Here is a 24,372-nt window from a genome sequence, read left to right on the forward strand (position 1 = left end):
TCATCAGCCTGGCAGGGAGCTGCTCAGCCGCCCATACGGGATCGTGAGCGCCATTGAAGGACGAGACCTAAAATGAGTGCTTCGATAACCGCCGGCGAAAGCCGCGACAACGGCCTGCAAGCCATCTGGAATCGTCTGCGCGCCAACCCGAAAATTCCGTTGCTGGTCGCCGCTTCCGCCGCGATCGCGATCGTCGTCGCGCTGCTGTTGTGGGTGAAAAGCCCCGACTACCGCGTGCTGTACAGCAATCTGAACGACCGCGACGGCGGCGCCATCGTCACCCAGCTGACGCAGATGAATATCCCTTATCGCTTTGCCGAAAATGGCGCAGCGCTGCTGATCCCGGCGGAAAAAGTGCATGAAACCCGTCTGCGCCTCGCGCAGCAAGGGCTGCCGAAAGGCGGCGCCGTCGGTTTCGAACTGCTGGATCAGGAAAAATTCGGCATCAGCCAGTTCAGCGAGCAGATCAACTATCAGCGCGCCCTTGAAGGCGAGCTGTCGCGCACCATCGAGTCGCTGGGGCCGGTGCAAAACGCCCGCGTTCACCTGGCGTTGCCGAAACCTTCGCTGTTCGTACGCGAACAGAAATCCCCTTCCGCGTCGGTGACGCTGACCCTGCAACCCGGCCGTGCGCTGGACGACGGCCAGATCAACGCCATCGTTTATATGGTGTCGAGCAGCGTCGCCGGCCTGCCGCCGGGCAACGTGACCGTGGTCGACCAGGCTGGCCGCCTGCTGACGCAGTCCGACGGCACCGGGCGCGATCTCAACGCCTCGCAGCTGAAATACGCCAACGAAGTGGAAAACGGCTTCCAGCGCCGCATCGAGGCGATCCTCGCCCCGGTGGTCGGCAGCGCCAACGTGCGCGCGCAGGTCACGGCGCAGATCGACTTCGCCACGCGCGAACAAACCGATGAACAGTACCAACCTAACCAACAGCCTGACAAAGCCGCTATTCGCTCTCAGCAAACCAGCCTGAGCGAGCAGATCGGCGGGCCACAGGTGGGCGGCGTGCCAGGCGCGCTGTCCAATCAGCCAAGCGCACCGGCCACCGCGCCGATTGAGACCGCCAAGCCGGCCAACGCCGCAGGCAACAATGCCAATGCCACCGCGCAAAACGCCGCAACCACCCGCAGCGCGGCGGCCAACGGCGTACCGCAAAATACCCGTCGCGACGCGACTACCAACTACGAACTCGACCGCACCATTCGCCACACCCAGCAAAAAGCCGGCACCGTGCAGCGTCTGTCGGTCGCCGTGGTAGTCAACTACCTCGGCGTAGATAAAGACGGCAAACCGCAGCCGATGAGCAAAGAGCAGTTGGCGCAGATCGAAGCGCTGGTGCGTGAAGCGATGGGCTACTCCAGCAGCCGTGGCGATACCCTGAACGTGGTCAACACGCCGTTTACCGACAGTCAGGTGACCGGTGGCGAACTGCCGTTCTGGCAAAGCCAGTCGTTTATCGATCGCCTGATCGACGCGGGCCGCTATCTGCTGGTGCTGCTGGTGGCCTGGCTGCTGTGGCGCAAACTGGTGCGGCCACAGCTGCAACAGCGCCAGGCGGCGCAACAGGCCGCCATCGCCGCCGCCAATGCCCCTGCCGCCAAACCGGCCGACAGCGGCAAACCGAGCAACGAGGAGCTGGCGCAGCGTCGTAAATCGCAGCAGCGCGTCAGCGCAGAAGTCCAGAGCCAGCGGATCCGCGATCTGGCTGATAAAGACCCACGCGTGGTCGCTCTGGTAATCCGCCAATGGATGAGTAACGAGATATGAGCCTGACCGGAACCGACAAAAGCGCCATCTTGCTGATGACGCTGGGTGAAGATCGCGCGGCGGAGGTGTTCAAGCACCTCTCCTCGCGCGAAGTACAGCTGCTGAGCGGCACCATGGCCGGCATGAGCCAGGTTTCGCACAAACAGCTCGGCGAAGTACTGACCGAGTTTGAAGACGACGCCGAGCAATACGCGGCGCTGAGCGTCAACGCCAGCGACTATCTGCGCTCGGTGCTGGTCAAGGCCCTGGGCGAAGAGCGCGCCGCCAGCCTGCTGGAAGACATTCTCGAATCGCGCGAGACCACCACCGGCATGGAAACGCTCAACTTTATGGAGCCGCAGAGCGCTGCCGATCTGATCCGCGACGAACACCCGCAGATCATCGCCACTATTCTGGTGCACCTCAAACGCGGCCAGGCGGCGGATATCCTGGCCCTGTTCGACGAACGTCTGCGCAACGACGTGATGCTGCGTATCGCCACCTTCGGCGGCGTGCAGCCGGCGGCGTTGGCGGAGCTGACCGAAGTGCTGAACAACCTGCTCGACGGCCAGAACCTCAAGCGCAGCAAAATGGGCGGGGTGCGCACCGCCGCCGAGATCATCAACCTGATGAAAACCCAGCAGGAAGAAGCGGTCATCGACGCGATGCGCGAATACGACGGCGAGCTGGCGCAGAAGATCATCGACGAGATGTTCCTGTTCGAAAACCTGGTGGAAGTCGACGATCGCAGCATCCAGCGTCTGCTGCAGGAAGTGGAAGGCGAGTCGCTGCTGATCGCATTGAAAGGCGCCGAACAGCCGCTGCGCGAGAAGTTCCTCAAGAACATGTCGCAACGCGCCGCCGACATCCTGCGCGACGATCTGGCCAACCGTGGGCCGGTGCGCATGTCGCAGGTGGAGAACGAGCAGAAAGCCATCCTGTTGGTGGTAAGACGCCTGGCGGAAACCGGCGAAATGATCATTGGCGGCGGCGAGGACACCTATGTCTGATCGCATTAACACCCTGCCCTGGCAGCCCTGGTCGCTCAACGATTTGGGCGAACAGAAACCGGCGTTCGACCTGCCGCCGCTGCCGGATCTCGAACAAAGCGATCCGTCGCCGGACGCGCAGGCCGAATTGCAACAGCAGTTGGCGACGCTGCGGCTGCAGGCTGAGCAACAGGGCCAGCAGTTGGGCTATGCCGACGGCCAGCAAAAAGGCTATGAAGCCGGTTTTCAGTCCGGTCTGGAAGAAGGCCGTCAGCAAGGGCTGCTGGAAGCGCAGCAGCGGCAACAGCCGCTGACCGCCCACTGGCAGCAGTTGGTTACCGAATTCCAGCACACGCTGGACGCGCTCGACAGCGTGATCGCTTCACGGTTGACGCAGCTGGCGTTGACCGCCGCCAAACAGGTGCTGGGCCAGCCGCCGGTGTGCGACGGCACCGCCCTGCTCGCGCAGATCCAACAGCTGATCCAGCAGGAGCCGATGTTCAACGGCAAGCCGCAGCTGCGGGTCCACCCGGACGACTACCCCCGCGTCGAGCAACAGTTGGGGGTTACCCTCAGCCTGCACGGCTGGCGCCTGTTGGCGGACGGCGAACTACATCCGGGCGGCTGCAAGGTCAGCGCCGAGGAAGGCGATCTCGACGCCAGCCTGGCGACGCGCTGGCATGAACTGTGCCGCCTGGCGGCACCGGGAGAAGTCTGATGACCGCGCGTCTCGGCCGCTGGCTGAGTTCTCTGGATACGCTGGAAAAACGCATCGCCCGCGCGCCGACGGTGCGCCGCTACGGCCGCCTGACCCGCGCCACCGGGCTGGTGCTGGAGGCTACCGGCCTGCAGCTGCCGCTCGGCGCGACCTGCCTCATCGAACGGCACGACGCCGGTGAAGTGCAGGAAGTGGAAAGCGAAGTGGTCGGCTTCAACGGCCAGCGGCTGTTCCTGATGCCGCTGGAAGAAGTCGAAGGCATCGTGCCGGGCGCGCGGGTTTACGCCCGCATCGCGCCGGAAGGCCAAAGCGCCGGCAAACAGCTGCCGCTCGGCCCAGCCCTGTTGGGACGGGTGCTGGACGGCAGCGCCAAACCGCTCGACGGCCTGCCTTCACCGGAAACCGGTTACCGCGCGCCACTGATCACCGCGCCGTTCAACCCCTTGCAGCGCACGCCGATCGAGCAGGTGCTGGACGTGGGGGTGCGCACCATCAACGGTCTGCTGACCGTCGGTCGCGGCCAGCGCATGGGCCTGTTCGCCGGCTCCGGCGTCGGCAAGAGCGTGTTGCTCGGCATGATGGCCCGTTATACCCAGGCAGATGTGATCGTCGTTGGCCTGATCGGCGAGCGCGGCCGCGAGGTCAAAGACTTTATCGAGAACATTCTCGGTGCCGAAGGCCGGGCGCGCTCGGTGGTGATCGCTGCGCCGGCGGACGTATCGCCGTTGCTGCGCATGCAGGGGGCGGCCTACGCCACCCGCATCGCCGAAGATTTCCGCGATCGCGGGCAGCACGTGTTGCTGATCATGGACTCCCTTACCCGCTACGCCATGGCGCAGCGTGAGATCGCCCTGGCCATCGGCGAACCGCCGGCGACCAAAGGCTATCCGCCTTCGGTCTTCGCCAAACTGCCTGCGCTGGTGGAACGCGCGGGCAACGGCATCAGCGGCGGCGGTTCCATTACCGCCTTCTACACCGTATTGACCGAAGGGGACGATCAGCAAGACCCGATCGCCGACTCGGCGCGCGCCATCCTCGACGGCCACGTGGTGCTGTCCCGGCGCCTGGCGGAAGCCGGCCATTACCCGGCTATCGACATCGAAGCGTCAATCAGCCGCGCCATGACGTCGCTGATCGACGAAGAGCATTATCGCCGGGTACGCACCTTCAAGCAGATGCTGGCCAGCTATCAGCGCAACCGCGATCTGATCAGCGTCGGCGCCTACGCGGCCGGCAGCGATCCGTTGCTGGACAAAGCGATGACGCTGTACCCGCAGATGGAAGCGTACCTGCAACAGGGCATCTTTGAACGCAGCGGCTACGATGAAGCCTGTCAACAGCTGCAGCAGTTGATTGTTTAACGTCACCAGAGGCGCACAGCGATGAAATCACAATCTCCCCTGATTACCCTGCGAGATCTGGCGCAGGATGCGGTGGAACAGGCCGCGCAACAGCTGGGCCAGGTACGGCAGGCGCAGCAGGCGGCAGAGCAACAGCTGTCGATGCTGCTCAACTATCAGGACGAATACCGCCAGAAGCTGAATCATACACTTTGCGACGGCATGGACAGCTCTAGCTGGCAAAACTACCAGCAGTTTATCGGCACGCTGGAACAGGCCATCGACCAGCACCGCCAGCAGCTGCTGCAGTGGGGGCAGAAAGTGGATCATGCGGTGAAGCAATGGCAAGACAAACAACAGCGGCTGAACGCTTTCGAGACCCTGCATACCCGCGCCTTAAATGCGGAGCAGCAGCAGGAGAACAAACGGGATCAAAAACTGATGGATGAGTTCGCTCAACGCAGTGCACAAAGGAATATCAACCCATGAATCTGAACGCCCTGCCCGGCCTGGCCTTACCCGGCGATGCCGGCGGCCTGGCCGAACTGACGTCGGCGCTGGATGAGAGCCAGTTGTCATCGGCCTTCGCCCAGCTGCTCGGCGCACGTTTCGCGCCCGCCGCCGATGGCAAACAGCCGCCGGTCGCGCTGAGCGCGGACGAGGAACGCGCCCCGGCCCTGAGCCGCAACCAGCTCAATCAACTGCTAGCCACCTTCGGCGAGCGCGGCGGCCTGCTGCAGAACCCGGCCACCCCAGCCGATGCGCTTTCACCTGAAGGCGCCGAAGCCGAGGCGCCCATCGCCGGCGACAAATCGGCGCAACCACCGATCGCCGCCGCCAAAGAGCTGGATGCCGCAACGCTGCAGGCGCTGTACGCCATGCTGCCGGCCGCGCTCGTCGCCCAGGCGCAACCGACCGAAGGCCAACGTTCGCTGCCGGTGGAAAGCGCTGACGAGGCGACTGCACTGCAGCCCGGCAATGGCCTGCTGAACATTGCGGCGGCCGGTGATAAAACCGCCGCGCGTTCATCGGCATCCCCTGCTCCGTCGCTGACAGGGGCGAAAACGCCGGCCACCGGCGACGATAATGCCAAGGCGGCGCTCCCGCAACCGACCAGCGGTGAGCGCGCAAGTGCCGCACAGCCGCTGCCGGCGAGCGATGCACAGCAGCAACCGACGCTCAACCACGCCGTCGCCCTGGCCGCCGCCAGCCCAACGCAAACGGCCGCACCGGCCAGCGCACTGGTGACCGCACCGCCTACGCCGCAGCTCAACGCGCAGCTGGGCAGCCCGGAATGGCAGCAGGCGTTGAACCAACAGGTGCTGATGTTCCACCGCAACGGCCAGCAAAGTGCCGAGCTGCGCCTGCACCCGCAGGAGCTGGGCGCCTTGCAGATCACGCTGAAACTGGACGATCAGCAGGCGCAATTGCACATTGCCTCCGCCCACGGTCAGGTGCGCGCGGCGGTGGAAGCAGCGATGCCGCAGCTGCGTCACGCGCTGGCGGAGAGCGGCATCAACCTGGGGCAAAGCAGCGTGGGCGGCGAGTCCACCCCGCAATGGCAACAGGGGCAGCAGCAGGCGTCCAACGGCCAGGGGCGTTCCAGCTATGCTGAACATGCTGGCGGTGAGGCTGCGGCCGCCGACGGCGTCAGCGCGCCGGTGGCGCTGCAGCGCATGGCCAGTGCGGTCAACGGCGTCGATATTTTCGCCTGAGCCGCCGCAAACGCCCAAGCTGGCACCCATTTGCGCGTCTATTCAGGCTATTGCACGCCGTGATAGACGCGATAATACCTTTACATGTCATGCGTGCGGCTTTGCCGCGCGCCATGCCCGCCGCCTCGCAGGCTGCGGGTGGAACAACAGGAATTAGATTTGGCTATGTCTCAGAACACCCTTCCGGCAGCACCGAAACGCTCCCTTCTGGTCATCCTGCTGGTATTGATCAGCGTCGTCGCCTGTGGCGCCGCGGGCTACAGCTGGTGGCTGCTGCAACAGCATAAAAACGGCGCCGAACCGGCCGCCGTCAAACAGCAACCGCCGGCCGCGCCGGTGTTCATGCCGCTCGACACCTTTACCGTCAACCTGGTGACGCCGGACAACAACCCGGATCGCGTGCTGTATATCGGCCTCACGCTGCGTCTGCCGGACGAAAGTACCCGCCGTCAGCTGAACGATTTTCTGCCGGAAGTGCGCAGCCGCTTGCTGATGCTGCTCTCCCGTCAGGAAGCGGGCCAGCTGGCCAATGAACAAGGGAAGCAACAGCTGGTGGCGCAGATTAAGGACGTGCTCAGCCCGCCGCTGGTTAAGGGACAACCGAAGCAGGTGGTCAGCGACGTGCTGTTCACCGCCTTCATACTGCGGTAATCACTATGGGCGATAGCATTCTTTCACAGGCAGAGATCGACGCCTTGCTCAACGGCGACAGCGCGGGTGATGAACCCGAAGCGATAGTCGGCAAAGAGAGCGAGGTCAAGCCTTACGATCCGAACACCCAGCGCCGCGTGGTGCGCGAGCGTCTGCACGCGCTGGAAATCATCAACGAACGTTTTGCCCGGCAGTTCCGCATGGGGTTGTTCAACCTGCTGCGCCGCAGCCCGGACATTACCGTCGGCCCGATCAAAATCCAGCCGTATCACGAGTTCGCCCGCAACCTGCCGGTGCCGACCAACCTGAACCTGGTGCATCTGAATCCGCTGCGCGGCACTGCCCTGTTCGTGTTCGCGCCGAGTCTGGTGTTCATCGCCGTCGACAACCTGTTCGGCGGCGACGGCCGCTTCCCGACCAAAGTCGAAGGCCGCGAATTCACCCCGACCGAACAGCGGGTGATCAAACGCATGCTGCGTCTGGCGCTGGACGCCTATGGCGACGCCTGGAGCGCCATTTACAAGATCGACGTGGAATACGTGCGCGCCGAAATGCAGGTGAAGTTCACCAACATCACCACCTCGCCGAACGACATCGTGGTCACCACGCCGTTCCAGGTAGAGATCGGCGCGCTGACCGGCGAGTTCAACATCTGCATTCCGTTCGCGATGATCGAACCGCTGCGCGAGCTGTTGACCAACCCGCCGCTGGAAAATTCGCGGCAGGAAGACAGCCACTGGCGCGAAACGCTGGTGAAGCAGGTGCAGCACTCCGAACTGGAGCTGATCGCCAACTTCGTCGATATCCCGATGCGGCTGTCGAAAGTCCTGAAGCTGCAACCGGGCGATGTATTACCGATAGACAAGCCGGAACGCCTGATCGCCCATGTGGACGGCGTACCGGTTCTGACCAGCCAATACGGCACGTTGAACGGGCAATATGCCCTGCGTGTTGAACATTTGATTAACCCTATTTTGAATGCTCTGAGTGAGGAACAGCCCAATGAGTGATCCTAAGCAACCGTCTGGCGAAGGAAAGGAATCCGTAGACGATCTGTGGGCTGATGCGTTTAACGAGCAGCAGTCTTCAGAGAAATCCGGCGCGAGCACCGAAGGGGTGTTCAAGTCGCTGGAAGCTCAGGATGCGCTCGGCAGCCTGCAGGATATCGACCTGATCCTGGATATTCCGGTCAAGCTGACCGTGGAACTGGGGCGCACAAAAATGACCATCAAAGAGCTGCTGCGCCTGTCGCAAGGCTCGGTGGTGGCGCTGGACGGCCTGGCCGGCGAACCGCTGGACATCCTGATCAACGGTTACCTGATCGCACAAGGTGAAGTGGTGGTGGTGGCCGACAAGTTCGGCGTGCGCATCACCGACATTATCACCCCGTCCGAACGCATGCGTCGACTGAGCCGCTGATGACCGTTGCGGCGCCCGTTACCGTCCAAAGCAGCCAATCCCCCGCCGCGCCGGCCTTGCCGGCCGGTTCGGTGTTGATGCAGGTCAGCAGCGCGCTCGGCGGCATTCTGCTGCTGATCCTGCTGGCCGGTTGGCTGTTCCGTCGGCTGGGTTTCGCCCCGCAGGCGCGCAACAACAAGCTGCTCAACCTGCGCGCCAGTTGCCAGGTCGGGCAGCGCGAGCGCGTGGTGGTGGTGGAAGTCGATGACACCTTGCTGGTACTGGGCGTCACCGCCCAGCAGATCACCCCGCTGCACACCCTGCCCGCCCCGCCGAAAGACGAGGGCGCGGCCGACGTGGCGACGCCGGCGGACTTCCGCCAACTGATGCAAAAAGTTCTGAAACGCCCGGAAAAATCGGCATGACCTCGACTCTTCATACCCTCGTCCGCCGTCCGGCGGTTTGGCTCCCTGCCGCCCTGCTGTTCATCAGCCCGGCTGCTTTGGCACAACTGCCGGGGCTGATCAGTCAGCCGCTGGCCAACGGCGGCCAAAGCTGGTCGCTGCCGGTGCAGACGCTGGTTCTGTTGACCTCGCTGACCTTCCTGCCGGCCATGCTGCTGATGATGACCAGCTTCACCCGCATCATCATCGTGCTCGGCCTGCTGCGCAACGCGCTGGGCACGCCGTCGGCGCCACCGAACCAGGTGATGCTGGGGCTGGCGTTGTTCCTGACCTTCTTCATCATGTCGCCGGTGTTCGACAAGGTTTATCAGGATGCCTACCTGCCGTTCAGCCAGGACAAAATCGGGCTGGAAGTCGCGCTGGATAAAGGCGCGCAGCCGCTGCGCGAATTCATGCTGCGCCAAACGCGCGAAACCGATCTCGCGCTGTACGCCAGATTGGCCAATCAGCCGCCGCTGGCCGGCCCGGAGGCGGTGCCGATGCGCATCCTGCTGCCCGCCTACGTCACCAGCGAACTGAAAACCGCCTTCCAGATCGGCTTTACGGTGTTCATTCCGTTCCTGATTATCGACCTGGTGGTCGCCAGCGTGCTGATGGCGCTGGGGATGATGATGGTGCCGCCCGCCACCATCTCGCTGCCGTTCAAGCTGATGCTGTTCGTGCTGGTCGATGGCTGGCAGCTGCTGCTCGGCTCGCTGGCGCAGAGCTTCTATTCGTAACCCCTGACCGGAGAACGCGAGATGACACCTGAATCGGTTATGGCGCTCGGCACCGAAGCGATGAAAGTCGCGCTGGCGCTGGCCGCCCCGCTGCTGCTGGCGGCGCTGATCAGCGGCCTGGTCGTCAGCCTGCTGCAGGCCGCCACCCAGATCAACGAAATGACGCTGTCGTTCATCCCTAAAATTCTGGCGGTGGTGGCCACCATCATCATCGCCGGTCCCTGGATGTTGAATCTGTTGCTGGACTACATGCGCACTCTGTTCAGCAACCTGCCCACCCTGATCGGCTGACCGTGCTCACCTTCGACAGCGCCCAGCTCACCGTCTGGCTCAGCCACTATTTTTGGCCGCTGCTGCGCATTCTGGCGCTGATCAGCACCGCGCCGATATTCAGCGAAAAACAAATCAGCAAAAAGGTCAAAATCGGCCTTGGCGGGCTGATCGTCATCCTGATCGCGCCGACGCTGCCCGCCAGCAATATCCCGATCTTCTCCGCCGCCGGCCTGTGGCTGGCGGTTCAACAGATTCTGATCGGCGTGGCGCTGGGATTGACCATGCAGTTCGCCTTCGCGGCGGTGCGCCTGGCGGGCGAAGTGATCGGCATGCAGATGGGCCTGTCGTTCGCCACCTTCTTCGATCCCAGCGGCGGCCCGAACATGCCGGTGCTGGCGCGCCTGCTTAACCTGCTGGCGATGCTGCTGTTCCTCAGCTTCGACGGCCATCTGTGGCTGATTTCACTGCTGGCGGACAGCTTCCATACCCTGCCTATCCAAACGCAGCCGCTGAACGGCAACGGCTTCCTGGTGTTGACCCAGGTTGGCTCGCTGATTTTCATCAACGGCATGATGCTGGCGCTGCCGCTGATCTGCCTGCTGTTGACGCTGAACATGGCGCTCGGCCTGCTCAATCGCATGACCCCGCAGCTGTCGGTCTTCGTGATCGGTTTCCCGGTCACCATGACCTTCGGCATCATGACGCTGGGTATGATGATGCCGATGCTGGCGCCGTTCTGTGAACATCTGTTCGGTGAAATCTTCGATCGACTGGCGGCGGTGATCGGCGGCATGACCTTCTAAGCCCCTGCAACGCCCCTCCCTTTCCCCCTTATCTGCCTGAGACAAAATGGCAATAAAAACGCTTTCTTGGGACAAAAGCCTGAGAAACGCCTTTTATCCGGATTAAGGTTCAAATGTCTCCGGCGGCTTGAATAAATAAAACCCCGACCTAGAATAGACCCGGCAACAGAAATATCGCTTGTACCACGCTAGTCATCAGCGGCGATAAAAACGCTGACTCCCAATTGGAAATAAAAAATAACGCAGTCACGCAGGGTAAAATGCGCGACAGATAACTTACACCCTGAATAAATGCGTCCGGCGCCTACCGGCTGCAGGGCGCAGCATCGACCTTTGCTAACCACAGGAGCGAGTTCATGATTAAAGCGAAAAGCAACCGCAAAGCACGCCGGTTATTCGGTCTGACCCACTGGAAAAGCAACAAGTTTAGAGTTTCGTTTACCGAGACGGCCGACGGCGGAAAATGGAAAGTGGAGAAGAAAAAGAAATAGCAGCGCTATTTATCGTCAGGGAAATAATATCCATCGCGATTCTTCCACCGCTGATTTCAATAATGCCATTGCGCATTAAACAGGGGTGACAATCGTATTATTTCTTTCCTGATGAAAAAAAGGCGCGTCACTCAGTCAGTAGTGGGAGAACGAGCGACGCGCCAAACGAGTGCACCCGGTTTCAAGAAGCCTCCCTCCCCGCGAGGCGGAGAAGGCATTTTCTAAGCGCACTAAAGGGAAACCCGTCGCGGTCAGGCAACGGGGTATTGCTCTTAACGATTCATCTGGAACAGCGACATGCCCTGCATATCGCTGAAGGTTTTATACGACGCCTGCAGCGCTGCCTGCTGCATGAAATAAGACGAGATAGACTCGGCCAGATCGGCATCCGTCAACGCGCTCATCTGGATCTGGTTGGTCATGTCACGCTCTTTACCGATGCTGTCCAGCTGATCCATTTCCTGCAGCTGACTGCCCAGCTCGGCGCGCACGCTCAACACGTTGTTGTAGGAGTTGTCCAGACCGCGGTTGGCTTTCGCCAAGGCATCGTTCACCTGCTGCTTGGTGGCCTCATCGGCGCCCTGCAGCGGGGTTTTCAACGCGTTCAGCGCAATATCGATGCTCTCGAATACGTTGCTGACCGGCGCGCTGCCGTCCGGCTCGGGCTTCGGATTGCTGGTCAACGACATGAACACCGCGTTGCCGGTATGGCCGATGGTCATGGTGCGGTTGGCGTCCACTTTCTGCTGAACCGTCTTGTCCCCGCCCTGATAACTGACGGTGCCGCCGTTATCGACGAACGGCGCCTTGTCGTTCACGTATCCGCCGAACATATAGCGGCCGTTGCCGTCGGTGCTGTTGGCCTGGTTCAGCAGCTGATCTTTCAGCCCCTGCAGTTGGGTGGCCAGCGACTGGCGATCGTTATCGCTTTCGGTGCCGCCGGCGTTGACGATCAGCGCCTTCATATCCGCGATGGTGGACGTCGCGCCGGCCAATACCGTTTCTTCCATCGACACGTTCTGACGAGCGAAGGTGCGCGCCAGGGTGTACTGGCTGTTTTCCGCCTGCGACTGCGACAACATCACCGCGCGCGACGCCGCCAGCGGATCGTCGGACGGGTTGATCACCCGCTTGCCCGAGGAAAGCTGCTCGGCCGCCTTCATGAACAGCGACTGGTTGCCCGTGATGCCGTTCATGTTCTGTTGGTACATCATGCTGGTGCTCATGCGCATGCTGTGGGTTCCTTACTCTGAGCGACCGGCGCCGTTATCGGCGCCGATTAACAATGAAATCAACGAATATTCAGCAGCGCGTCGAACAGCGAGCTGGCGGTCTGAATCACCTGCGCGTTGGCCATGTAGTACTGCTGAAAACGCAGCAGTTCACCGTACTCTTCGTCAAGGTTGACGCCGGACATCGACTGCTGTTGCGCGCCCAGCTGCGTGACGATTTTGGCCTGCGAGGTAGCGATGGCCTTGGCGGCGGCGGTCTGGTTGCCGACGCCGCTGACGATGCCGGCGTAAGCGCCGCTCAGGGTCGCTTTGCCGTCCACCAGGTTTTTGGTTTGCAGATCCAGCAGCTTCTTGGCGTTCTCGTTATCGCCGCGGCCGCTGTCGTCTTTACCGGCGGCGGCGATCTTGGACGAATCGGTGATGGCCACTTTCAGGTTGCCCGCCACGTCGCTGACCGGCTTCACGGTGAAGCTGTCTTTGGCCTGCGCATTGCCGTCGATGCTCACTTCCAACCCGTCGAAGTTCAGCGTCGGTTTGCCGTCGGCGCTGGTGCCCGGCGTGGCGTTGACTTTCACATTGTCCGGCAGGCGGCTGACCTGCCAGTTGCTGCCGTCGAACTCAACGCGATAATCGTTAGCCTTCACCTTGCCGGTATCGGTGTAAGAAACCGACAGCGACGCGTCGCCGGTGTTGCGGGTGTTATCCACCACCCGGCCGCCGCTGAAGCTGAAGAAGTCGCCGCCTGCGTCACCGTTCAGATCGAAGCCGGCGCGATGCTGTTGGTTAAAGCTGTCCGCCATCGCCAGCGCCAACTGGCCCAGCTGATTGCGCACGCCGTCCAGCGTTTCGCTGCGGAATTTCAGCACGCCGCTCAGCGTGCCGCTGGTGATCTGGCCTTCCGGCACTTCGCTGGCGCCGTTGCCGCGGTTATAGCCGATAGTCAGACGGGAAGGATCGCTGCTGGAAGGCACGGCTTCCACCTGATACGTATTGCTGCCCTGCACCAGCGTCAAGCCGTTGGCGAAGGAGACGGTATAGGCGTCGCCGTCCTGTTGCGTGACCTGTACGCCCACCAGTTGGTTCAATTCGGTGACCAGCTGATCGCGCTGATCCAGCAACGCATTTGGCTCGCCGCCGGCGCTGCCGCGCAAACGGGTGATCTCATCGTTCAGCTTGGCGATCTGCTGGCCGTAGCTGTTGATCTGCTGCGCCGTATCGCTGATCTGCTGATTAACGCCGTTGTCCATGTCGCGCAGAAATTTGTCGGTGTTGTTGAACTGGTTCACCAGGCCGTTGGCCTTGCCCAGCACCGTTTGGCGCGCGGCATCATCACCGGCGTTGCTCACCAGGTTCTGCAGGTTGGTAAAGAAATCCTGCATGTTGGTCGACAGCGGGTTGGTCTTGCTCGCCAACAGATTGTCGATCTGCGAAATCTTCTCGTAATAGGCGTTCTGCGCCCCGAACGCGCTTTGTGCGCCGCGCAGCTGGTTGGTGATGAACTGGTTGTACTCGCGGTTAACGCTGGTGACGGTCACGCCGTTGCCGATAAAGCCGCTCATGGTGGCCATGCCGCCGTTCTGCGCCAGGATCGCGGTCTGGCGGTTGTAGCCCGCCACGTTGTAGTTGGAGATGTTGTTGCTGACGGTACTGAGCGCCACCTGAGCCGCATTCAGCCCGCTCATCGCGGTATTGATTAAGCTATTGGACATCGGAATTCCTTATGCTGCGGCGCCGGTGGCCCACAGGGTTCTTAATTGAGCTGCTGAGCCTGTTCGCTCAGCCTGTTTCGGTTATCGGCCAAAATGAGAAGAACTTGAGGAAAAAAAGCGGCAACGCGGTCAGCATCCAGCTAGCCTTCGTTACCGCCTATCCCCTAAATAATTGGCGTCGCAGCAAGGCGACAAGCAAGGGCGTCCCCGAGCGCTTGGTTAAGCCAAGTGACCGGGGCGAGCTTGTGCAGTCAACGCCGCTGCGGCGTCAAGAATGACGGGGATTTAGAACAAATCTTTCAGATCGTGGGTGTAAGCTTTCACCGCCTGTTCCCCCGCGCTCTTCATCTGCTGAATCACGCTGACCAGTTTGCTGGCGTACTGCGGATCGGTGGCGTACCCGGCGCGTTGCAGCGCATGCGCCGCCTGCTCCGGGCTGCGCGCGGCGGCCACGTCGGCATAGCGCGGGTTGTTGGTCAGCAGTTTGACGTAGTCGGCAATCGCTTCGACATACGACCCGTAGACGCGGAACTTCGCCTTCACCTTCTTCGCCGCGCCCTGTTCGAACTCGGTGGTGGTGATCTCCGTCACCGGCCCGTTCCAGCTGCCGCCGGCCTTGATGCCGAACAGGTTGTAGCTCGGCGTGCCGTCTGAGGTCGGGATCTCGCGCTGCCCCCAGCCGGACTCCAGCGCCGCCTGCGCGACGATCAGCTGATGCGGAATGCCGCTCTGCTGGCTGGCGACCTTCGCCGGGATCGACAGGCGAGCGACGAAGTTGCCGTTGTTGAGCGACAGTGGCGCGGCGGCCGGCGGGGCTTTCGGCATCGCGCGGCGCACCATCTGCTCCAGCGCCTGGTTCGGCAGCGTTTGCAGCACCTCGTTGTCCAGCGCCATCGGCGACAGGCCCGCCGTTTCACTCGGCACCGCGTTGGCGTTGCTCATCTGCTTGACCATCATGTCGGCCAGCCCCAGCCCTTTTTGCGACATCTGCTGGGCGATTTGCTGGTCGTACATCGAGGTATAGAGCCGCGTTTGATCGCTGCTCAATACCCCGTCCTGCGGCAAGGCGGATCGCATGCTTTTCAGCATCATCTGCACGAACATGCCTTCTACCTGCTGGGCCACCTGCTTGAGGTTGCCCTGCGGGTCGGCCGCCGCATCGCGCTTCAGACCGTTCAGCGCCTGGGCGTCATAGGCCGCACCCGACATTGCCATCAGATCGCCGGCCATCAGATGATTTCCAGCTTGGCGCGCAGGCAGCCGGCGCTCTGCATCGCCTGCAGGATCGACATCAGATCGATCGGCGTGGCGCCCAGCGCGTTCAGCGCGCGAATGACGTTGTTCAGGTTGGCGCTGGCGTTCACCTTCTGCAGCGATCCGCCCTGCTGTTGCACCGAGATCTGGGTGTTTGGCGTCACCACCGTCTGGCCGCCGCCGAACGGCGTCGTCGGTTGGCTGACGGTGTTCTGCCGATCGACCACCACCGACAGGTTGCCCTGGGCGACGGCGCAGGAATCGAGGATCACATCGCGGTTCATCACCACCGACCCGGTGCGCGAGTTGATGATCACTTTGGCGTCCATCGCGCCGACGTTGACGGTGATGTTTTGAATCTCCGCCAGGAAACGCACCTGAGAGCTGTTGCCCTGCGGCACCAGCACCTGGATCGTGCGGGCGTCGAGCGGCGTCGCGGTGCCGCCGCCGCGTTGGCGGTTGATGGCGTCGCTGATCTGCTGCGCCAGCGTGAAGTCTTCGTCGTTCAGCTGCAGGTTGAGTACGCCGCCGCTGCCGAAGGTGGTCGGCAGCTCGCGCTCAATGGTGGCGCCGTTGCTGATGCGCCCGCCCGCCAGCTGGTTGACCTGCACGCTGCTGCCGCCGGCCGCCGCGCCCGCGCCGCCGACCAGCACGTTGCCCTGCGCCAGCGCATAGACCTGGTTATCCACGCCTTTGAGCGGCGTCATCAGCAAGGTGCCGCCGCGCAGGCTCTTGGCGTTGCCCATCGATGAAACCACCACGTCGATGTTCTGCCCGGCGCGCGAGAACGGCGGCAGTTTGGCGGTCACCATCACCGCCGCCACGTTTTTCAGCTGCATGTTAGTGCCCGGCGGCACGGTGATGCCCAACTGCGACAGCATGTTACTCAGACTTTGGGTGGTGAACGGCGTCTGCATGGTCTGGTCGCCGGAACCGTCCAGCCCCACCACCAGGCCGTAGCCGATCAGGGCGTTGTCTCGCACGCCCTGCACCGTCACCAGATCGCGGATGCGCTCCGCCACCGCCGGCAAGCACACCAGCCCGACGCACAGCGCGATAAACCATTTTTTCAGCATCAGTCAATCCTTAGAACGGTGAAACATTTAAGAAGAAGCGCTGCAGCCAGCCCATGGTCTGCGCTTCGTTGATATAGCCATTGCCGACGTATTCGATACGCGCGTCCGCCACCTGCGTCGAGGTGACCGAGTTGTTGCCGCTGATGGTGCGCGGGTTAACGACGCCGGAGAAGCGAATGAATTCGGTGCCCTGGTTGATGGCGATCTGCTTTTCCCCCACCACGTGCAGGTTGCCGTTGGCCAGCACCTGGTTGACCGTCACCGTAATGGTGCCGTTGAAGGTGTTGTTGGCGTTGGCGCCGCCCTTGCCACCGAAGGTGCTGTCGCCGGAAATGTCCATATCGGCGCGCGCATTGCCCAACAGACCGTCGAGGTAACGCGGCGAGGTGGCGACGCCGAACTTGCTGGCGCCGTTGCGGCTGGCGTTGGCGGAAGAGCTCTTGCTGGCGCTGACGTTTTCCTGCAGCACGATGGTCAGGGTGTCACCGACGTTGCGCGGACGGCGGTCTTCGAACAGCGGCTGATAGCCGTAGTTCATCGGCTGCACCGTCTGGAAGATCGAGCCGTTCGGCATCGGCGCGCTGGCCGGCGCGGGCTGCGCCGTGGTCGCACCGTCCACCAGCGGTTTATGCGGAATATAAGCGCAGCCGCTCAGCGTCAGCATCACCATTCCCGCCAGCCAGCGTTGTCCCTGCCGCGGCAGGATTGCCATCGAATATGTGGTTACCACGGGTATCGCCTTTGTTTCACGAAAGAGAATGACGGGCGCGGCAAGCCGGGCCCGTCAATGACAGATTACAGTTGCGTCAGCTTTTGCAGCATCTGATCGGAAGTCGAAACCGCTTTGCTGTTGATCTCGTAAGCGCGCTGAGTCTGGATCATGTTGACCAGCTCTTCCGCCACGTTAACGTTGGAGGTCTCCACGTAGCCCTGATACAGCAGACCGGCGCCGTTCAGCCCCGGCGTGCTCTCGTTCGGCGCGCCCGAGCTTTCGGTTTCCTGATACAGGTTCTCGCCCACGCTCTCCAGACCGCTGTCGTTGACAAAGGTCGTCAGCGTCAGTTGACCCACCTGCTGGGCGGCGGTTTGCCCCTGCTGGGTGACGCTGACGATGCCGTCGCGGCCGACGGTGATGGACAGCGCGTTCGCCGGAATGGTGATCGCCGGCTGCACCTGGAAACCGCTGGATGTGACCAGCTGGCCGTTCTGATCGATCTGGAACGAGCCGTCGCGCGTGTAGGCCTGGGTGCCGTCCGGCAGCATCACCTGGAAGAAACCCTGCCCCTTGATGGCGACGTCTTTACTGTTGTTGGTCTGCGACAGGTTGCCCTGGCTGTGCAGACGCTCGGTCGCCACCGGACGCACGCCGGTGCCGATCTGCAGACCGGAAGGCAGCGTGGTCTGTTCGGAGGACTGTGCCCCCGGCTGACGCATGGTCTGGTACAGCAGATCTTCAAATACCGCACGCTGGCGTTTGAAGCCGTTGGTGCTGACGTTCGCCAGGTTGTTGGCGATCACGTCCATGTTGGTCTGCTGCGCGTCCAGACCGGTTTTGGCAATCCATAAGGATGGAATCATCGGTTATTTCCTTGCTGCTTAACTCATTGAGAGCAGTGAGTTGGCACGCTGTTCGTTTTCATCCACGCTGTGGATGACTTTCATTTGCATTTCAAAACGGCGGGCGTTGGCGATCATGTCGACCATGGTCTCCATCGGCTTGACGTTGCTGCCCTCCAGCACGCCCGGCATCACCCGCACCTGCGGATCGTTTTGCAACTGATTGCCGCGCTGCTGTTGAGTTTCCGGCGTCAGGCGGAACAGCCCGTCGTCACCGCGCATCACTTCGCGCGCATCGGCTTTCACCAGCTTCAGACGGCCAATCTGCGCGATGGTGTTCGGCGGATCGCCGGCGTTCAGCGCCGAAATGGTACCGTCGGCCGCGATGGTGATCTCCGCCGACGGCGGCACCTCGATCGGGCCGCCGTCACCCATCACCGGCAATCCCTGCACCGTCAACTGCCCGGTGGAGGAGATCTGAATGTTGCCGTTGCGGGTATAGGCTTCCCCCCCACCCGGCAGGCTCACCGCCAGGAAACCGTCCTGCTGCAGCGCCACGTCCAGCGGACGCGCCGTGTAGTTCAGCGCCCCCTGGCTCATATCGGCGCCCGGCGTCGACGCGGTCACCAAGGTGCGCGTCGCCATGCTCGGCCCGTCGACCGGCACCGCGCGCAATGCGGCGAGCTGGGCGCGAAAGCCCGGCGTCGACGCATTGGCCAGGTTGTTGGCGGTAATGGACTGCTGTTCCAGCGTTTGGCGCGCCGCGCCCATCGCGGTATAAATCGCGTGATCCATAACTCGGCCTTATTAGCGCAGGCTAACCAACGTCTGCAGGATGGAGTCCTGCGTCTTGATGGTCTGGGCGTTGGACTGGTAGTTACGCTGTGCGACGATCATGTTCACCAGCTCCTGGCTCAGATCGACGTTGGAAGACTCCAGCGCGCCGCTGGTCAGCTTACCGAAGCCGCCGCCGCCCGACAGACCAACGCGCGGCTGACCGGACGCACCGGTTTCCTGCCACACGTTATCGCCCTGCGACGCCAGCCCTTCCGGGTTGGAGAAGTTGGCCATGACGATCTGGCCCAGCACCTGAGTCTGCTGGTTGGAGTAGATGCCCACCACTGTGCCGTCGTTGTTGATCTGGAAGTTGGTGTATTCACCGGCGGCATAGCCGTCTTGCGATACCTTGCTCACCGAGTCGCTGCCCACGTTCTGCTGCATGCTGCCGGCGAAGCTCAGGGTGAAGTTTTGCGCCGGTGCGCCGTCTTTGGCGGTCATCGGGATCACCATGCTGAACTCGCCCGGCGCGCCGTTGGTGCTGGTGGTTTTCACCAGGTTGCCGCTGGTGCTGAACTCCATGGTGCCGGCGTTCACTGGCGCGGCGCTGCCGTCCTGGGTGTAGACCTGCCATTTATTGTCTTCCGTCTTCACGAAGTAGGCGTTGATGTTGTGCGCGTTACCCAGCGAGTCGTAAGCGGTGATGGTGTTGACGTAGTTGTAGCTGTCCTGTTTGGTCGGATCGAAGGTCTTGTTCTCCGGCACTTTATGGGTGGACTTCAGGTTGGCCACCATCTCGCCGGAGGTGGATGCCTTGGCGTTCATCATACCTTCAGGAATGCTCAACGGCACCGGGTTGGCACCCTGTTGGATGGTCGGCGGAGAACCGGCCGCCGGGTAGCCGGTCAGCTGCAGCCCCTGCATGTTGGTCAGGTTGCGGTTCTCGTCCAGCTTGAACTGACCGTTGCGGGTATAGAAGATGCCGCCGTCTTTATCCTGCATGCGGAAAAAACCGTTGCCGTTGATGGCCACATCCAGCGCACGGCTGGTACCGGTGGTGGTGCCACCCTTGAAGTTCTGGGTGATGCCGGACACTTTGACGCCCAGACCGACCTGTGAACCGGCGAACATATCGGCAAAGGAGACGCTGCCGGATTTGAAGCCCGCAGTCGCGGAGTTGGCGATGTTGTTACCGATCACGTCCAGGTTGGTTGCTGCCGCGTTCAAGCCGCTGACTGCCTGAGAAAAGGCCATGTTATTCTCCGAATAGTGGTCAGGCTATCGTCCGATTGAGCCTGATGCTTAGGGTTATAAGATCTGTCGCACGTCTTCCAGGGTGGCGTTGCCCGCCAGACCGAGATCCAGCTTGGCGCCGTTGCCGTCGCGGATCACGCCGTTCACCAGGCCGAAGTGCAGGCTGCGCGCCACCAGTTGCTCGCCATTGCCTTTGGCGTTAATCGCCACTTTGTAGGCGCCGTCGGGTGCGGTAGAGCCGTCATCCAGCGAACCGTCCCAGGTGAAGGCATGCACACCGGCGGTCAGGCCGCCGATTTCGATGGTGCGCACCACCTGCCCACTGGCGTTGGTGATGGTAGCGGTCACCTGATCGGCGGCGCGCTCCAGTTCCACGCCGAACGGCGTCGTGCTGACCTTGCCGTCCTTGCTGCCGACCAGAATGTTATTGCCCGGCACCATCACGCCGTGGCCGATCAGCGCAGTGGCTTGCAGCGACTGGTTGCTGTTGATCTGGCCGGAGATCGACCCCAGCGTGGTGTTGAGTTTTTCGATGCCCTGCACGGTGTTGATCTGCGCTAGCTGCGAGGTCAGTTCGTTGTTCTGCATCGGATTGGTCGGATCCTGGTTTTTCAACTGCGCCACCAGCAGCGTCAGGAAACTGTTGTGCAGATCCTGGCTGTTGGTATTTTTGCTGTTGTTACCGATGACGGTGTTGTCCAACGACTCGTTCGTGGTTGCGGCGATAGCCATGGGAACCTCCGGTTACTGACCCAACGTCAGGGTTTTCATCATCATCGACTTGGTGGTGTTGAGCACCTCGACATTGGCCTGGTAGCTGCGGGAAGCGGAGATGGTGTTGACCATTTCACCCACCACGTCGACGTTCGGCATGCGCACGTAGCCCTTGGCGTCCGCCAGCGGGTTGCCCGGTTGATAGACCAGACGCTCGGGCGCCGGATCGTCCACCACCTGAGCGACGCGTACGCCGCCGGTCGGCTGCCCGGGGGCCGCCGCGACCTGGAACACCACCTGCTTGGCGCGGTAAGGCTCGCCGTCCGGACCGGTCACGCTGTCGGCGTTGGCCATGTTGCTGGCGCTGACGTTCATGCGCTGGGATTGCGCCGATAACGCCGAGCCGGAGATATCAAAAATATTCAGTAAAGACATGCGCCTTATCCTTGTTGCAGCACGGACATCATCCCTTTGATCTGACCGTTGAGCAGCGTCAGGTCGGTCTGATATTTCAGGCTGTTATCGGCAAAGTTGGTGCGTTCGCGATCCATGTCCACCGTGTTGCCGTCCATCGACGGCTGATCAGGCACCCGGAACAGCAGATCGAGCTGCGGCGGCTGCAGGGTCTGCGCCGGGATGTGGCGCGCCGCCGTCAGGTTCAGCGACATGCCGTTGCCGCTGACGCGCCCCTGCTCCATCACTTTGTTCAATTGGCTGGCGAAATCGATATCCCGCGCCTGATAACCCGGTGTGTCTGCGTTGGCGATGTTGGCGGCCAGAATTTCCTGCCGCTGGGCGCGCAAGTTCAGCGCCTCTTGGCCAAAGCGCAGAGCCGCGTCCAGTTTGTCGAGCATGCTCCCTCCGCGAGGTTAGAATTTGGAGTCGACAGCATAAACGCCCCCCGCGCTACCCTATCGCGGGAATAAACGCAAAATGGGGCGCTATTTATCTGCTTAGCCTGCGCGCGCTGCGGGTACACTTACGCGTATCCCGATGAAGCTTGAGAAGATGACGATGAAAGGTAAAATGCTGCTGCTTATCGGCCTGCTGTGCAGTCTGAACGCGCGCGCCGACGATCTGGCGACGCAAATCGAAAGCTTCATCCAAGGCAAGTTCAGCGGCGAACCGGTACAGGTAAAAGTGCGGGTGCGCACGCCGCCGAACCAATGGCCCGCTTGCGAACTGCCGCAGCTGTCGCTGCCGCCCAACGCGCGGATCGGCGGCAACGTCAGCATTTCGGCGCGCTGTGGCCAGGAGCGGCGTTTTATCCAGACGCAGGTGCAGGTGTTTGGCCGCTATCTCGTTTCGGCGCGCGGCATCAGCGCCGGCAGCCGGTTGACGGCGGCGGATCTGACGTTGAAAGCAGGTCGGCTCGATACCCTGCCGCCGCGTGCGCTGACCGAAGCGAGCAAAGCGTTAGGTGCCGTCAGCCTGCGCAACATTAGCCCCGGTCAGCCGCTGACCCTCGCCATGCTGCGCCGCGCCTGGATTATCAAGGCCGGGCAATCGGTACAGGTCAATGCACAGGGCGAAGGATTCAGCATCAGCGGTGCGGGTAAGGCGATGAACAACGCCGCCGCCGAAGACAGCGTGCGGGTGCGCATGGCGTCCGGGCAGATCGTCAGCGGCGTGGTCGGGGACGACGGCGCGATCCGCATTACGTTATAAAAAAGTAAAGGTTCCGCAAACCTTGCCGATAAGACAAATCAAGCAGCATTTTATTGGCCACCAGGGCCGCAAAACTTTCATTGCAGCGTCGTCGCCCCCGAGCGGCCACGGCGTAAACGGAGATGGACCATGAGTATCGATCGCACCCAGCGGTTACAGCCGGTTTCCACTGTGCAACCGCGTGAAACCCCGGCCGACAACCCGCTCCAACCGCGCAAGGCCGCCGTGGCCGAAACCGCCGTCAGCGGCACACAGGTCAAACTGAGCGAGGCGCAGGCGCGCCTGATGCAACCGGGCACCCAGGATATCGATATGGGCCGGGTCGAGGCCATCAAACAGGCGATCCGCAACGGTGAACTGAAGATGGACGCCGGCAAAATCGCCGACGCACTGCTGCAAGACGCGCAGAGCGATGTTCAATGGATCGCCGGACGCGACTGACAACGCGGCGGCGGGTAGCGATAAAGGATAAGTCATCACTATGGAAAAGCTGGTACAACTGCTGGACAAACTGTTGGAAACACTGCAGGCGCTCAATGGCGTGCTGGAGGAAGAGCACGACTTGCTGTGTTCCGGCCAGTTGCCCGGCGTGGCCTTGCAGCGCGTCACCGATGCCAAAAGCCAACTGCTGGCGACGGTCGCTTACCTCGAGCAACAGCGCCTGGGGCAGGAAAAAACCTGCGGGCAACGCGCGCCCTATGCCAGCCATGCGCCTCTGGCCGATCGCTGGCAACGCGTTCAGTTGCTGAGCCAAACGCTGCGTGAGAAGAACCAGCACAACGGCCTGCTGCTCAATCAGCAGATCGACCACAACGCTCAGGCGCTGGCTATCCTCAGTAAGAACAACAAATCGCTGTATGGCCCGGACGGCCAGTCGCACGCCGGCAGCCTGCTCGGCAGAAAAATCGGCGTCTGACCTGACTCATTTCGCCCGGTGAGCCTATCACCGGGCACGCGTTAGCCGACTTTTGCGCATCCCCTCGCATTTTCACCTCATCACCTCCTGAGTTCCCTTAACGTTATGCGTCAGGCTGCGCAGAACGTGAATTTAGCTGTTTCTTTCCCTTTGGCCACTTGTCACCCTGTGGTGATTTTTAAATCACTTGAAATATACCCTTAACGGGTATAGATTCGCAGGGAGAGCGAATGGCTGATATCTATCTCACCAAAACCTTTCAGGGTTTTGCCGCACGCGAGCGCATTAGCGACGCCACGATAGTGAAAGCGGCGCGAGAAATGCAGCATCAGCGGTACGACGCCAATCTTGGCGGTTGCGTATACAAAAAGCGCATCGCTCGGGCTGGTGCGGGCAAACGTGGCGGCTATCGGGTGCTGATCGTTTTTCGCGATGAAGACCGCCTGTTTTTTATGCGCGGCTTTGCCAAAAGCGAGAGAGAAAACATCAGTGCGGATGAGTTACAGGGATTGAAACATCTGGCTGCGCTGTATCTGGATTATTCGCCATTCAGACTCTACCAGCTGGTCAACAACAGGGAGTTACGGAGGCTAAGCGATGAGTAAAATTCTTGCCGAGATCCACCAGGAAGTTCAGGGCCTGCACCGCGCCGGTTTCGTCGACGACGTGACCATGCGTACCTTCGACATGCTGTGCCTGCGGCCGGTGAAGCAGTTCGGGCCGGCCGAGATCCGCGCGCTGCGCGAACGGGAAAACGTCAGTCAGCCGGTGTTTGCGCTGTATCTCAACGTCAGCAAAAAGGCGGTACAGAAATGGGAGCGCGGCGAAGCGCAACCGAACTCCGCCGCGATGAAGCTGCTGACGCTGGTGGAACGCAACGGCCTGCAAATTCTGGCCTGATC

Annotated in this window: 30 protein-coding genes; 19 read left to right on the forward strand and 11 right to left on the reverse strand. The window is 61.8% G+C overall.

Going from position 1 to position 24,372, the window contains the following annotated elements; genetic code table 11:
* Nucleotides 1-72: 72 nt before the first annotated feature.
* From fliF to sra, 14 genes are all read left to right on the forward strand, one after another.
* Nucleotides 73-1,773, forward strand: a complete 1,701-nt coding sequence (gene fliF / locus ACJ8J4_RS05830; protein ID WP_043138608.1) for a flagellar basal-body MS-ring/collar protein FliF — start codon at nucleotides 73-75, stop codon at nucleotides 1,771-1,773.
* Nucleotides 1,770-2,762, forward strand: coding sequence for a flagellar motor switch protein FliG (gene fliG, locus ACJ8J4_RS05835; RefSeq protein ID WP_025303249.1), 993 nt, complete (start codon nucleotides 1,770-1,772; stop codon nucleotides 2,760-2,762). Before fliF ends, fliG begins: the two co-directional genes overlap by 4 nt.
* The gene (gene fliH, locus ACJ8J4_RS05840) at nucleotides 2,755-3,459 is read left to right on the forward strand and encodes a flagellar assembly protein FliH (RefSeq protein WP_264383598.1); all 705 of its coding nucleotides are present in this window, start codon (nucleotides 2,755-2,757) and stop codon (nucleotides 3,457-3,459) included. Before fliG ends, fliH begins: the two co-directional genes overlap by 8 nt.
* Nucleotides 3,459-4,820, forward strand: a complete 1,362-nt coding sequence (gene fliI / locus ACJ8J4_RS05845; protein WP_004934781.1) for a flagellar protein export ATPase FliI — start codon at nucleotides 3,459-3,461, stop codon at nucleotides 4,818-4,820. Before fliH ends, fliI begins: the two co-directional genes overlap by 1 nt.
* 21 nt (nucleotides 4,821-4,841) lie before the next feature.
* On the forward strand, nucleotides 4,842-5,288 hold the full coding sequence (fliJ, locus tag ACJ8J4_RS05850) for a flagellar export protein FliJ (RefSeq protein ID WP_043138615.1): 447 nt from the start codon (nucleotides 4,842-4,844) through the stop codon (nucleotides 5,286-5,288).
* Nucleotides 5,285-6,514 carry a flagellar hook-length control protein FliK gene (locus ACJ8J4_RS05855; protein WP_149570838.1) on the forward strand — a complete coding sequence of 410 codons (1,230 nt, stop codon included), beginning with the start codon at nucleotides 5,285-5,287 and terminating at the stop codon, nucleotides 6,512-6,514. Before fliJ ends, ACJ8J4_RS05855 begins: the two co-directional genes overlap by 4 nt.
* A gap of 165 nt (nucleotides 6,515-6,679) precedes the next feature.
* On the forward strand, nucleotides 6,680-7,165 hold the full coding sequence (gene fliL, locus ACJ8J4_RS05860) for a flagellar basal body-associated protein FliL (RefSeq protein WP_025303253.1): 486 nt from the start codon (nucleotides 6,680-6,682) through the stop codon (nucleotides 7,163-7,165).
* Between the two features lie 5 nt (nucleotides 7,166-7,170).
* Complete coding sequence (gene fliM, locus ACJ8J4_RS05865; protein WP_025303254.1) at nucleotides 7,171-8,175, forward strand: flagellar motor switch protein FliM; 1,005 nt, start codon at nucleotides 7,171-7,173, stop codon at nucleotides 8,173-8,175.
* Complete coding sequence (gene fliN, locus ACJ8J4_RS05870; protein ID WP_004934799.1) at nucleotides 8,168-8,584, forward strand: flagellar motor switch protein FliN; 417 nt, start codon at nucleotides 8,168-8,170, stop codon at nucleotides 8,582-8,584. Before fliM ends, fliN begins: the two co-directional genes overlap by 8 nt.
* On the forward strand, nucleotides 8,584-8,988 hold the full coding sequence (gene fliO / locus ACJ8J4_RS05875) for a flagellar biosynthetic protein FliO (protein WP_025303256.1): 405 nt from the start codon (nucleotides 8,584-8,586) through the stop codon (nucleotides 8,986-8,988). Before fliN ends, fliO begins: the two co-directional genes overlap by 1 nt.
* Nucleotides 8,985-9,746 (forward strand): flagellar type III secretion system pore protein FliP, encoded by a 762-nt coding sequence (fliP, locus tag ACJ8J4_RS05880; RefSeq protein WP_025303257.1) that lies wholly within the window; start codon nucleotides 8,985-8,987, stop codon nucleotides 9,744-9,746. The genes fliO and fliP overlap by 4 nt, the downstream gene beginning before the upstream one ends.
* A gap of 21 nt (nucleotides 9,747-9,767) precedes the next feature.
* Nucleotides 9,768-10,037, forward strand: coding sequence for a flagellar biosynthesis protein FliQ (fliQ, locus tag ACJ8J4_RS05885; protein ID WP_004934803.1), 270 nt, complete (start codon nucleotides 9,768-9,770; stop codon nucleotides 10,035-10,037).
* A 2-nt stretch (nucleotides 10,038-10,039) separates the two neighbouring features.
* Nucleotides 10,040-10,822 carry a flagellar biosynthetic protein FliR gene (gene fliR, locus ACJ8J4_RS05890; RefSeq protein ID WP_043138626.1) on the forward strand — a complete coding sequence of 261 codons (783 nt, stop codon included), beginning with the start codon at nucleotides 10,040-10,042 and terminating at the stop codon, nucleotides 10,820-10,822.
* Between the two features lie 356 nt (nucleotides 10,823-11,178).
* Nucleotides 11,179-11,313 (forward strand): stationary-phase-induced ribosome-associated protein, encoded by a 135-nt coding sequence (sra, locus tag ACJ8J4_RS05895; RefSeq protein WP_087763075.1) that lies wholly within the window; start codon nucleotides 11,179-11,181, stop codon nucleotides 11,311-11,313.
* Nucleotides 11,314-11,585: 272 nt separating this feature from the next.
* On the opposite strand, the gene flgL is transcribed toward sra, so the two are convergent.
* The 11 genes from flgL to flgB all read right to left on the reverse strand — a co-directional run bounded on the left by flgL (nucleotide 11,586) and on the right by flgB (nucleotide 21,740).
* A complete protein-coding gene (gene flgL / locus ACJ8J4_RS05900; RefSeq protein ID WP_016927302.1) occupies nucleotides 11,586-12,545 on the reverse strand; it encodes a flagellar hook-associated protein FlgL in 960 nt (319 codons plus the stop codon).
* A 59-nt stretch (nucleotides 12,546-12,604) separates the two neighbouring features.
* The gene (gene flgK, locus ACJ8J4_RS05905) at nucleotides 12,605-14,254 is read right to left on the reverse strand and encodes a flagellar hook-associated protein FlgK (RefSeq protein WP_033643519.1); all 1,650 of its coding nucleotides are present in this window, start codon (nucleotides 14,252-14,254) and stop codon (nucleotides 12,605-12,607) included.
* Between the two features lie 285 nt (nucleotides 14,255-14,539).
* Nucleotides 14,540-15,484: a flagellar assembly peptidoglycan hydrolase FlgJ gene (gene flgJ, locus ACJ8J4_RS05910; RefSeq protein WP_004934815.1), complete on the reverse strand. Its 945-nt coding sequence runs from the start codon at nucleotides 15,482-15,484 to the stop codon at nucleotides 14,540-14,542.
* Nucleotides 15,484-16,584 (reverse strand): flagellar basal body P-ring protein FlgI, encoded by a 1,101-nt coding sequence (locus tag ACJ8J4_RS05915; RefSeq protein ID WP_099817139.1) that lies wholly within the window; start codon nucleotides 16,582-16,584, stop codon nucleotides 15,484-15,486. The genes flgJ and ACJ8J4_RS05915 overlap by 1 nt, the downstream gene beginning before the upstream one ends.
* A 10-nt stretch (nucleotides 16,585-16,594) precedes the next feature.
* A complete protein-coding gene (flgH, locus tag ACJ8J4_RS05920; RefSeq protein WP_004934817.1) occupies nucleotides 16,595-17,296 on the reverse strand; it encodes a flagellar basal body L-ring protein FlgH in 702 nt (233 codons plus the stop codon).
* Between the two features lie 83 nt (nucleotides 17,297-17,379).
* Nucleotides 17,380-18,162, reverse strand: a complete 783-nt coding sequence (gene flgG, locus ACJ8J4_RS05925; RefSeq protein WP_004934819.1) for a flagellar basal-body rod protein FlgG — start codon at nucleotides 18,160-18,162, stop codon at nucleotides 17,380-17,382.
* Nucleotides 18,163-18,180: 18 nt separating this feature from the next.
* The gene (locus ACJ8J4_RS05930) at nucleotides 18,181-18,936 is read right to left on the reverse strand and encodes a flagellar basal body rod protein FlgF (protein WP_043138634.1); all 756 of its coding nucleotides are present in this window, start codon (nucleotides 18,934-18,936) and stop codon (nucleotides 18,181-18,183) included.
* Between the two features lie 12 nt (nucleotides 18,937-18,948).
* Nucleotides 18,949-20,172, reverse strand: a complete 1,224-nt coding sequence (flgE, locus tag ACJ8J4_RS05935) for a flagellar hook protein FlgE (RefSeq protein ID WP_099817138.1) — start codon at nucleotides 20,170-20,172, stop codon at nucleotides 18,949-18,951.
* A 54-nt stretch (nucleotides 20,173-20,226) separates the two neighbouring features.
* Nucleotides 20,227-20,904, reverse strand: a complete 678-nt coding sequence (flgD, locus tag ACJ8J4_RS05940; protein WP_016927297.1) for a flagellar hook assembly protein FlgD — start codon at nucleotides 20,902-20,904, stop codon at nucleotides 20,227-20,229.
* Between the two features lie 12 nt (nucleotides 20,905-20,916).
* Nucleotides 20,917-21,321 carry a flagellar basal body rod protein FlgC gene (flgC, locus tag ACJ8J4_RS05945; protein WP_004934826.1) on the reverse strand — a complete coding sequence of 135 codons (405 nt, stop codon included), beginning with the start codon at nucleotides 21,319-21,321 and terminating at the stop codon, nucleotides 20,917-20,919.
* 5 nt (nucleotides 21,322-21,326) lie between these two features.
* The gene (gene flgB / locus ACJ8J4_RS05950) at nucleotides 21,327-21,740 is read right to left on the reverse strand and encodes a flagellar basal body rod protein FlgB (RefSeq protein WP_025303263.1); all 414 of its coding nucleotides are present in this window, start codon (nucleotides 21,738-21,740) and stop codon (nucleotides 21,327-21,329) included.
* A 160-nt stretch (nucleotides 21,741-21,900) separates the two neighbouring features.
* Here flgB and flgA point away from each other — a divergent pair, with 160 nt between their 5' ends.
* The 5 genes from flgA (at nucleotide 21,901) to ACJ8J4_RS05975 (ending at nucleotide 24,370) form a co-directional block, all read left to right on the forward strand.
* Nucleotides 21,901-22,554 carry a flagellar basal body P-ring formation chaperone FlgA gene (flgA, locus tag ACJ8J4_RS05955; RefSeq protein ID WP_025303264.1) on the forward strand — a complete coding sequence of 218 codons (654 nt, stop codon included), beginning with the start codon at nucleotides 21,901-21,903 and terminating at the stop codon, nucleotides 22,552-22,554.
* Between the two features lie 129 nt (nucleotides 22,555-22,683).
* Nucleotides 22,684-22,995 (forward strand): flagellar biosynthesis anti-sigma factor FlgM, encoded by a 312-nt coding sequence (gene flgM / locus ACJ8J4_RS05960; RefSeq protein WP_004934832.1) that lies wholly within the window; start codon nucleotides 22,684-22,686, stop codon nucleotides 22,993-22,995.
* Between the two features lie 40 nt (nucleotides 22,996-23,035).
* Nucleotides 23,036-23,470 carry a flagella synthesis protein FlgN gene (locus ACJ8J4_RS05965; protein ID WP_025303265.1) on the forward strand — a complete coding sequence of 145 codons (435 nt, stop codon included), beginning with the start codon at nucleotides 23,036-23,038 and terminating at the stop codon, nucleotides 23,468-23,470.
* Between the two features lie 230 nt (nucleotides 23,471-23,700).
* A complete protein-coding gene (locus ACJ8J4_RS05970; RefSeq protein WP_025303266.1) occupies nucleotides 23,701-24,075 on the forward strand; it encodes a type II toxin-antitoxin system RelE/ParE family toxin in 375 nt (124 codons plus the stop codon).
* Complete coding sequence (locus ACJ8J4_RS05975) at nucleotides 24,068-24,370, forward strand: helix-turn-helix domain-containing protein (protein WP_015378258.1); 303 nt, start codon at nucleotides 24,068-24,070, stop codon at nucleotides 24,368-24,370. The genes ACJ8J4_RS05970 and ACJ8J4_RS05975 overlap by 8 nt, the downstream gene beginning before the upstream one ends.
* The last annotated feature ends 2 nt before the right edge of the window (nucleotides 24,371-24,372 follow it).

Source organism: Serratia sp. CY47280, from assembly GCF_052168655.1.
Classification (GTDB): domain Bacteria; phylum Pseudomonadota; class Gammaproteobacteria; order Enterobacterales; family Enterobacteriaceae; genus Serratia; species Serratia bockelmannii.

Excerpts from the sequence above, each read along its gene's own strand:
- fliF (WP_043138608.1), top strand. The coding sequence starts at position 73 with ATGAGTGCTTCGATAACCGCCGGCGAAAGCCGCGACAACGGCCTGCAA.
- fliG (WP_025303249.1), top strand. The coding sequence starts at position 1,770 with ATGAGCCTGACCGGAACCGACAAAAGCGCCATCTTGCTGATGACGCTG.
- fliH (WP_264383598.1), top strand. The coding sequence starts at position 2,755 with ATGTCTGATCGCATTAACACCCTGCCCTGGCAGCCCTGGTCGCTCAAC.
- fliI (WP_004934781.1), top strand. The coding sequence starts at position 3,459 with ATGACCGCGCGTCTCGGCCGCTGGCTGAGTTCTCTGGATACGCTGGAA.
- fliJ (WP_043138615.1), top strand. The coding sequence starts at position 4,842 with ATGAAATCACAATCTCCCCTGATTACCCTGCGAGATCTGGCGCAGGAT.
- ACJ8J4_RS05855 (WP_149570838.1), top strand. The coding sequence starts at position 5,285 with ATGAATCTGAACGCCCTGCCCGGCCTGGCCTTACCCGGCGATGCCGGC.
- fliL (WP_025303253.1), top strand. The coding sequence starts at position 6,680 with ATGTCTCAGAACACCCTTCCGGCAGCACCGAAACGCTCCCTTCTGGTC.
- fliM (WP_025303254.1), top strand. The coding sequence starts at position 7,171 with ATGGGCGATAGCATTCTTTCACAGGCAGAGATCGACGCCTTGCTCAAC.
- fliN (WP_004934799.1), top strand. The coding sequence starts at position 8,168 with ATGAGTGATCCTAAGCAACCGTCTGGCGAAGGAAAGGAATCCGTAGAC.
- fliO (WP_025303256.1), top strand. The coding sequence starts at position 8,584 with ATGACCGTTGCGGCGCCCGTTACCGTCCAAAGCAGCCAATCCCCCGCC.
- fliP (WP_025303257.1), top strand. The coding sequence starts at position 8,985 with ATGACCTCGACTCTTCATACCCTCGTCCGCCGTCCGGCGGTTTGGCTC.
- fliQ (WP_004934803.1), top strand. The coding sequence starts at position 9,768 with ATGACACCTGAATCGGTTATGGCGCTCGGCACCGAAGCGATGAAAGTC.
- sra (WP_087763075.1), top strand. The coding sequence starts at position 11,179 with ATGATTAAAGCGAAAAGCAACCGCAAAGCACGCCGGTTATTCGGTCTG.
- flgL (WP_016927302.1), bottom strand. The coding sequence starts at position 12,545 with ATGCGCATGAGCACCAGCATGATGTACCAACAGAACATGAACGGCATC.
- flgK (WP_033643519.1), bottom strand. The coding sequence starts at position 14,254 with ATGTCCAATAGCTTAATCAATACCGCGATGAGCGGGCTGAATGCGGCT.
- flgJ (WP_004934815.1), bottom strand. The coding sequence starts at position 15,484 with ATGGCCGGCGATCTGATGGCAATGTCGGGTGCGGCCTATGACGCCCAG.
- ACJ8J4_RS05915 (WP_099817139.1), bottom strand. The coding sequence starts at position 16,584 with ATGCTGAAAAAATGGTTTATCGCGCTGTGCGTCGGGCTGGTGTGCTTG.
- flgH (WP_004934817.1), bottom strand. The coding sequence starts at position 17,296 with ATGGCAATCCTGCCGCGGCAGGGACAACGCTGGCTGGCGGGAATGGTG.
- flgG (WP_004934819.1), bottom strand. The coding sequence starts at position 18,162 with ATGATTCCATCCTTATGGATTGCCAAAACCGGTCTGGACGCGCAGCAG.
- ACJ8J4_RS05930 (WP_043138634.1), bottom strand. The coding sequence starts at position 18,936 with ATGGATCACGCGATTTATACCGCGATGGGCGCGGCGCGCCAAACGCTG.
- flgE (WP_099817138.1), bottom strand. The coding sequence starts at position 20,172 with ATGGCCTTTTCTCAGGCAGTCAGCGGCTTGAACGCGGCAGCAACCAAC.
- flgD (WP_016927297.1), bottom strand. The coding sequence starts at position 20,904 with ATGGCTATCGCCGCAACCACGAACGAGTCGTTGGACAACACCGTCATC.
- flgC (WP_004934826.1), bottom strand. The coding sequence starts at position 21,321 with ATGTCTTTACTGAATATTTTTGATATCTCCGGCTCGGCGTTATCGGCG.
- flgB (WP_025303263.1), bottom strand. The coding sequence starts at position 21,740 with ATGCTCGACAAACTGGACGCGGCTCTGCGCTTTGGCCAAGAGGCGCTG.
- flgA (WP_025303264.1), top strand. The coding sequence starts at position 21,901 with ATGAAAGGTAAAATGCTGCTGCTTATCGGCCTGCTGTGCAGTCTGAAC.
- flgM (WP_004934832.1), top strand. The coding sequence starts at position 22,684 with ATGAGTATCGATCGCACCCAGCGGTTACAGCCGGTTTCCACTGTGCAA.
- ACJ8J4_RS05965 (WP_025303265.1), top strand. The coding sequence starts at position 23,036 with ATGGAAAAGCTGGTACAACTGCTGGACAAACTGTTGGAAACACTGCAG.
- ACJ8J4_RS05970 (WP_025303266.1), top strand. The coding sequence starts at position 23,701 with ATGGCTGATATCTATCTCACCAAAACCTTTCAGGGTTTTGCCGCACGC.
- ACJ8J4_RS05975 (WP_015378258.1), top strand. The coding sequence starts at position 24,068 with ATGAGTAAAATTCTTGCCGAGATCCACCAGGAAGTTCAGGGCCTGCAC.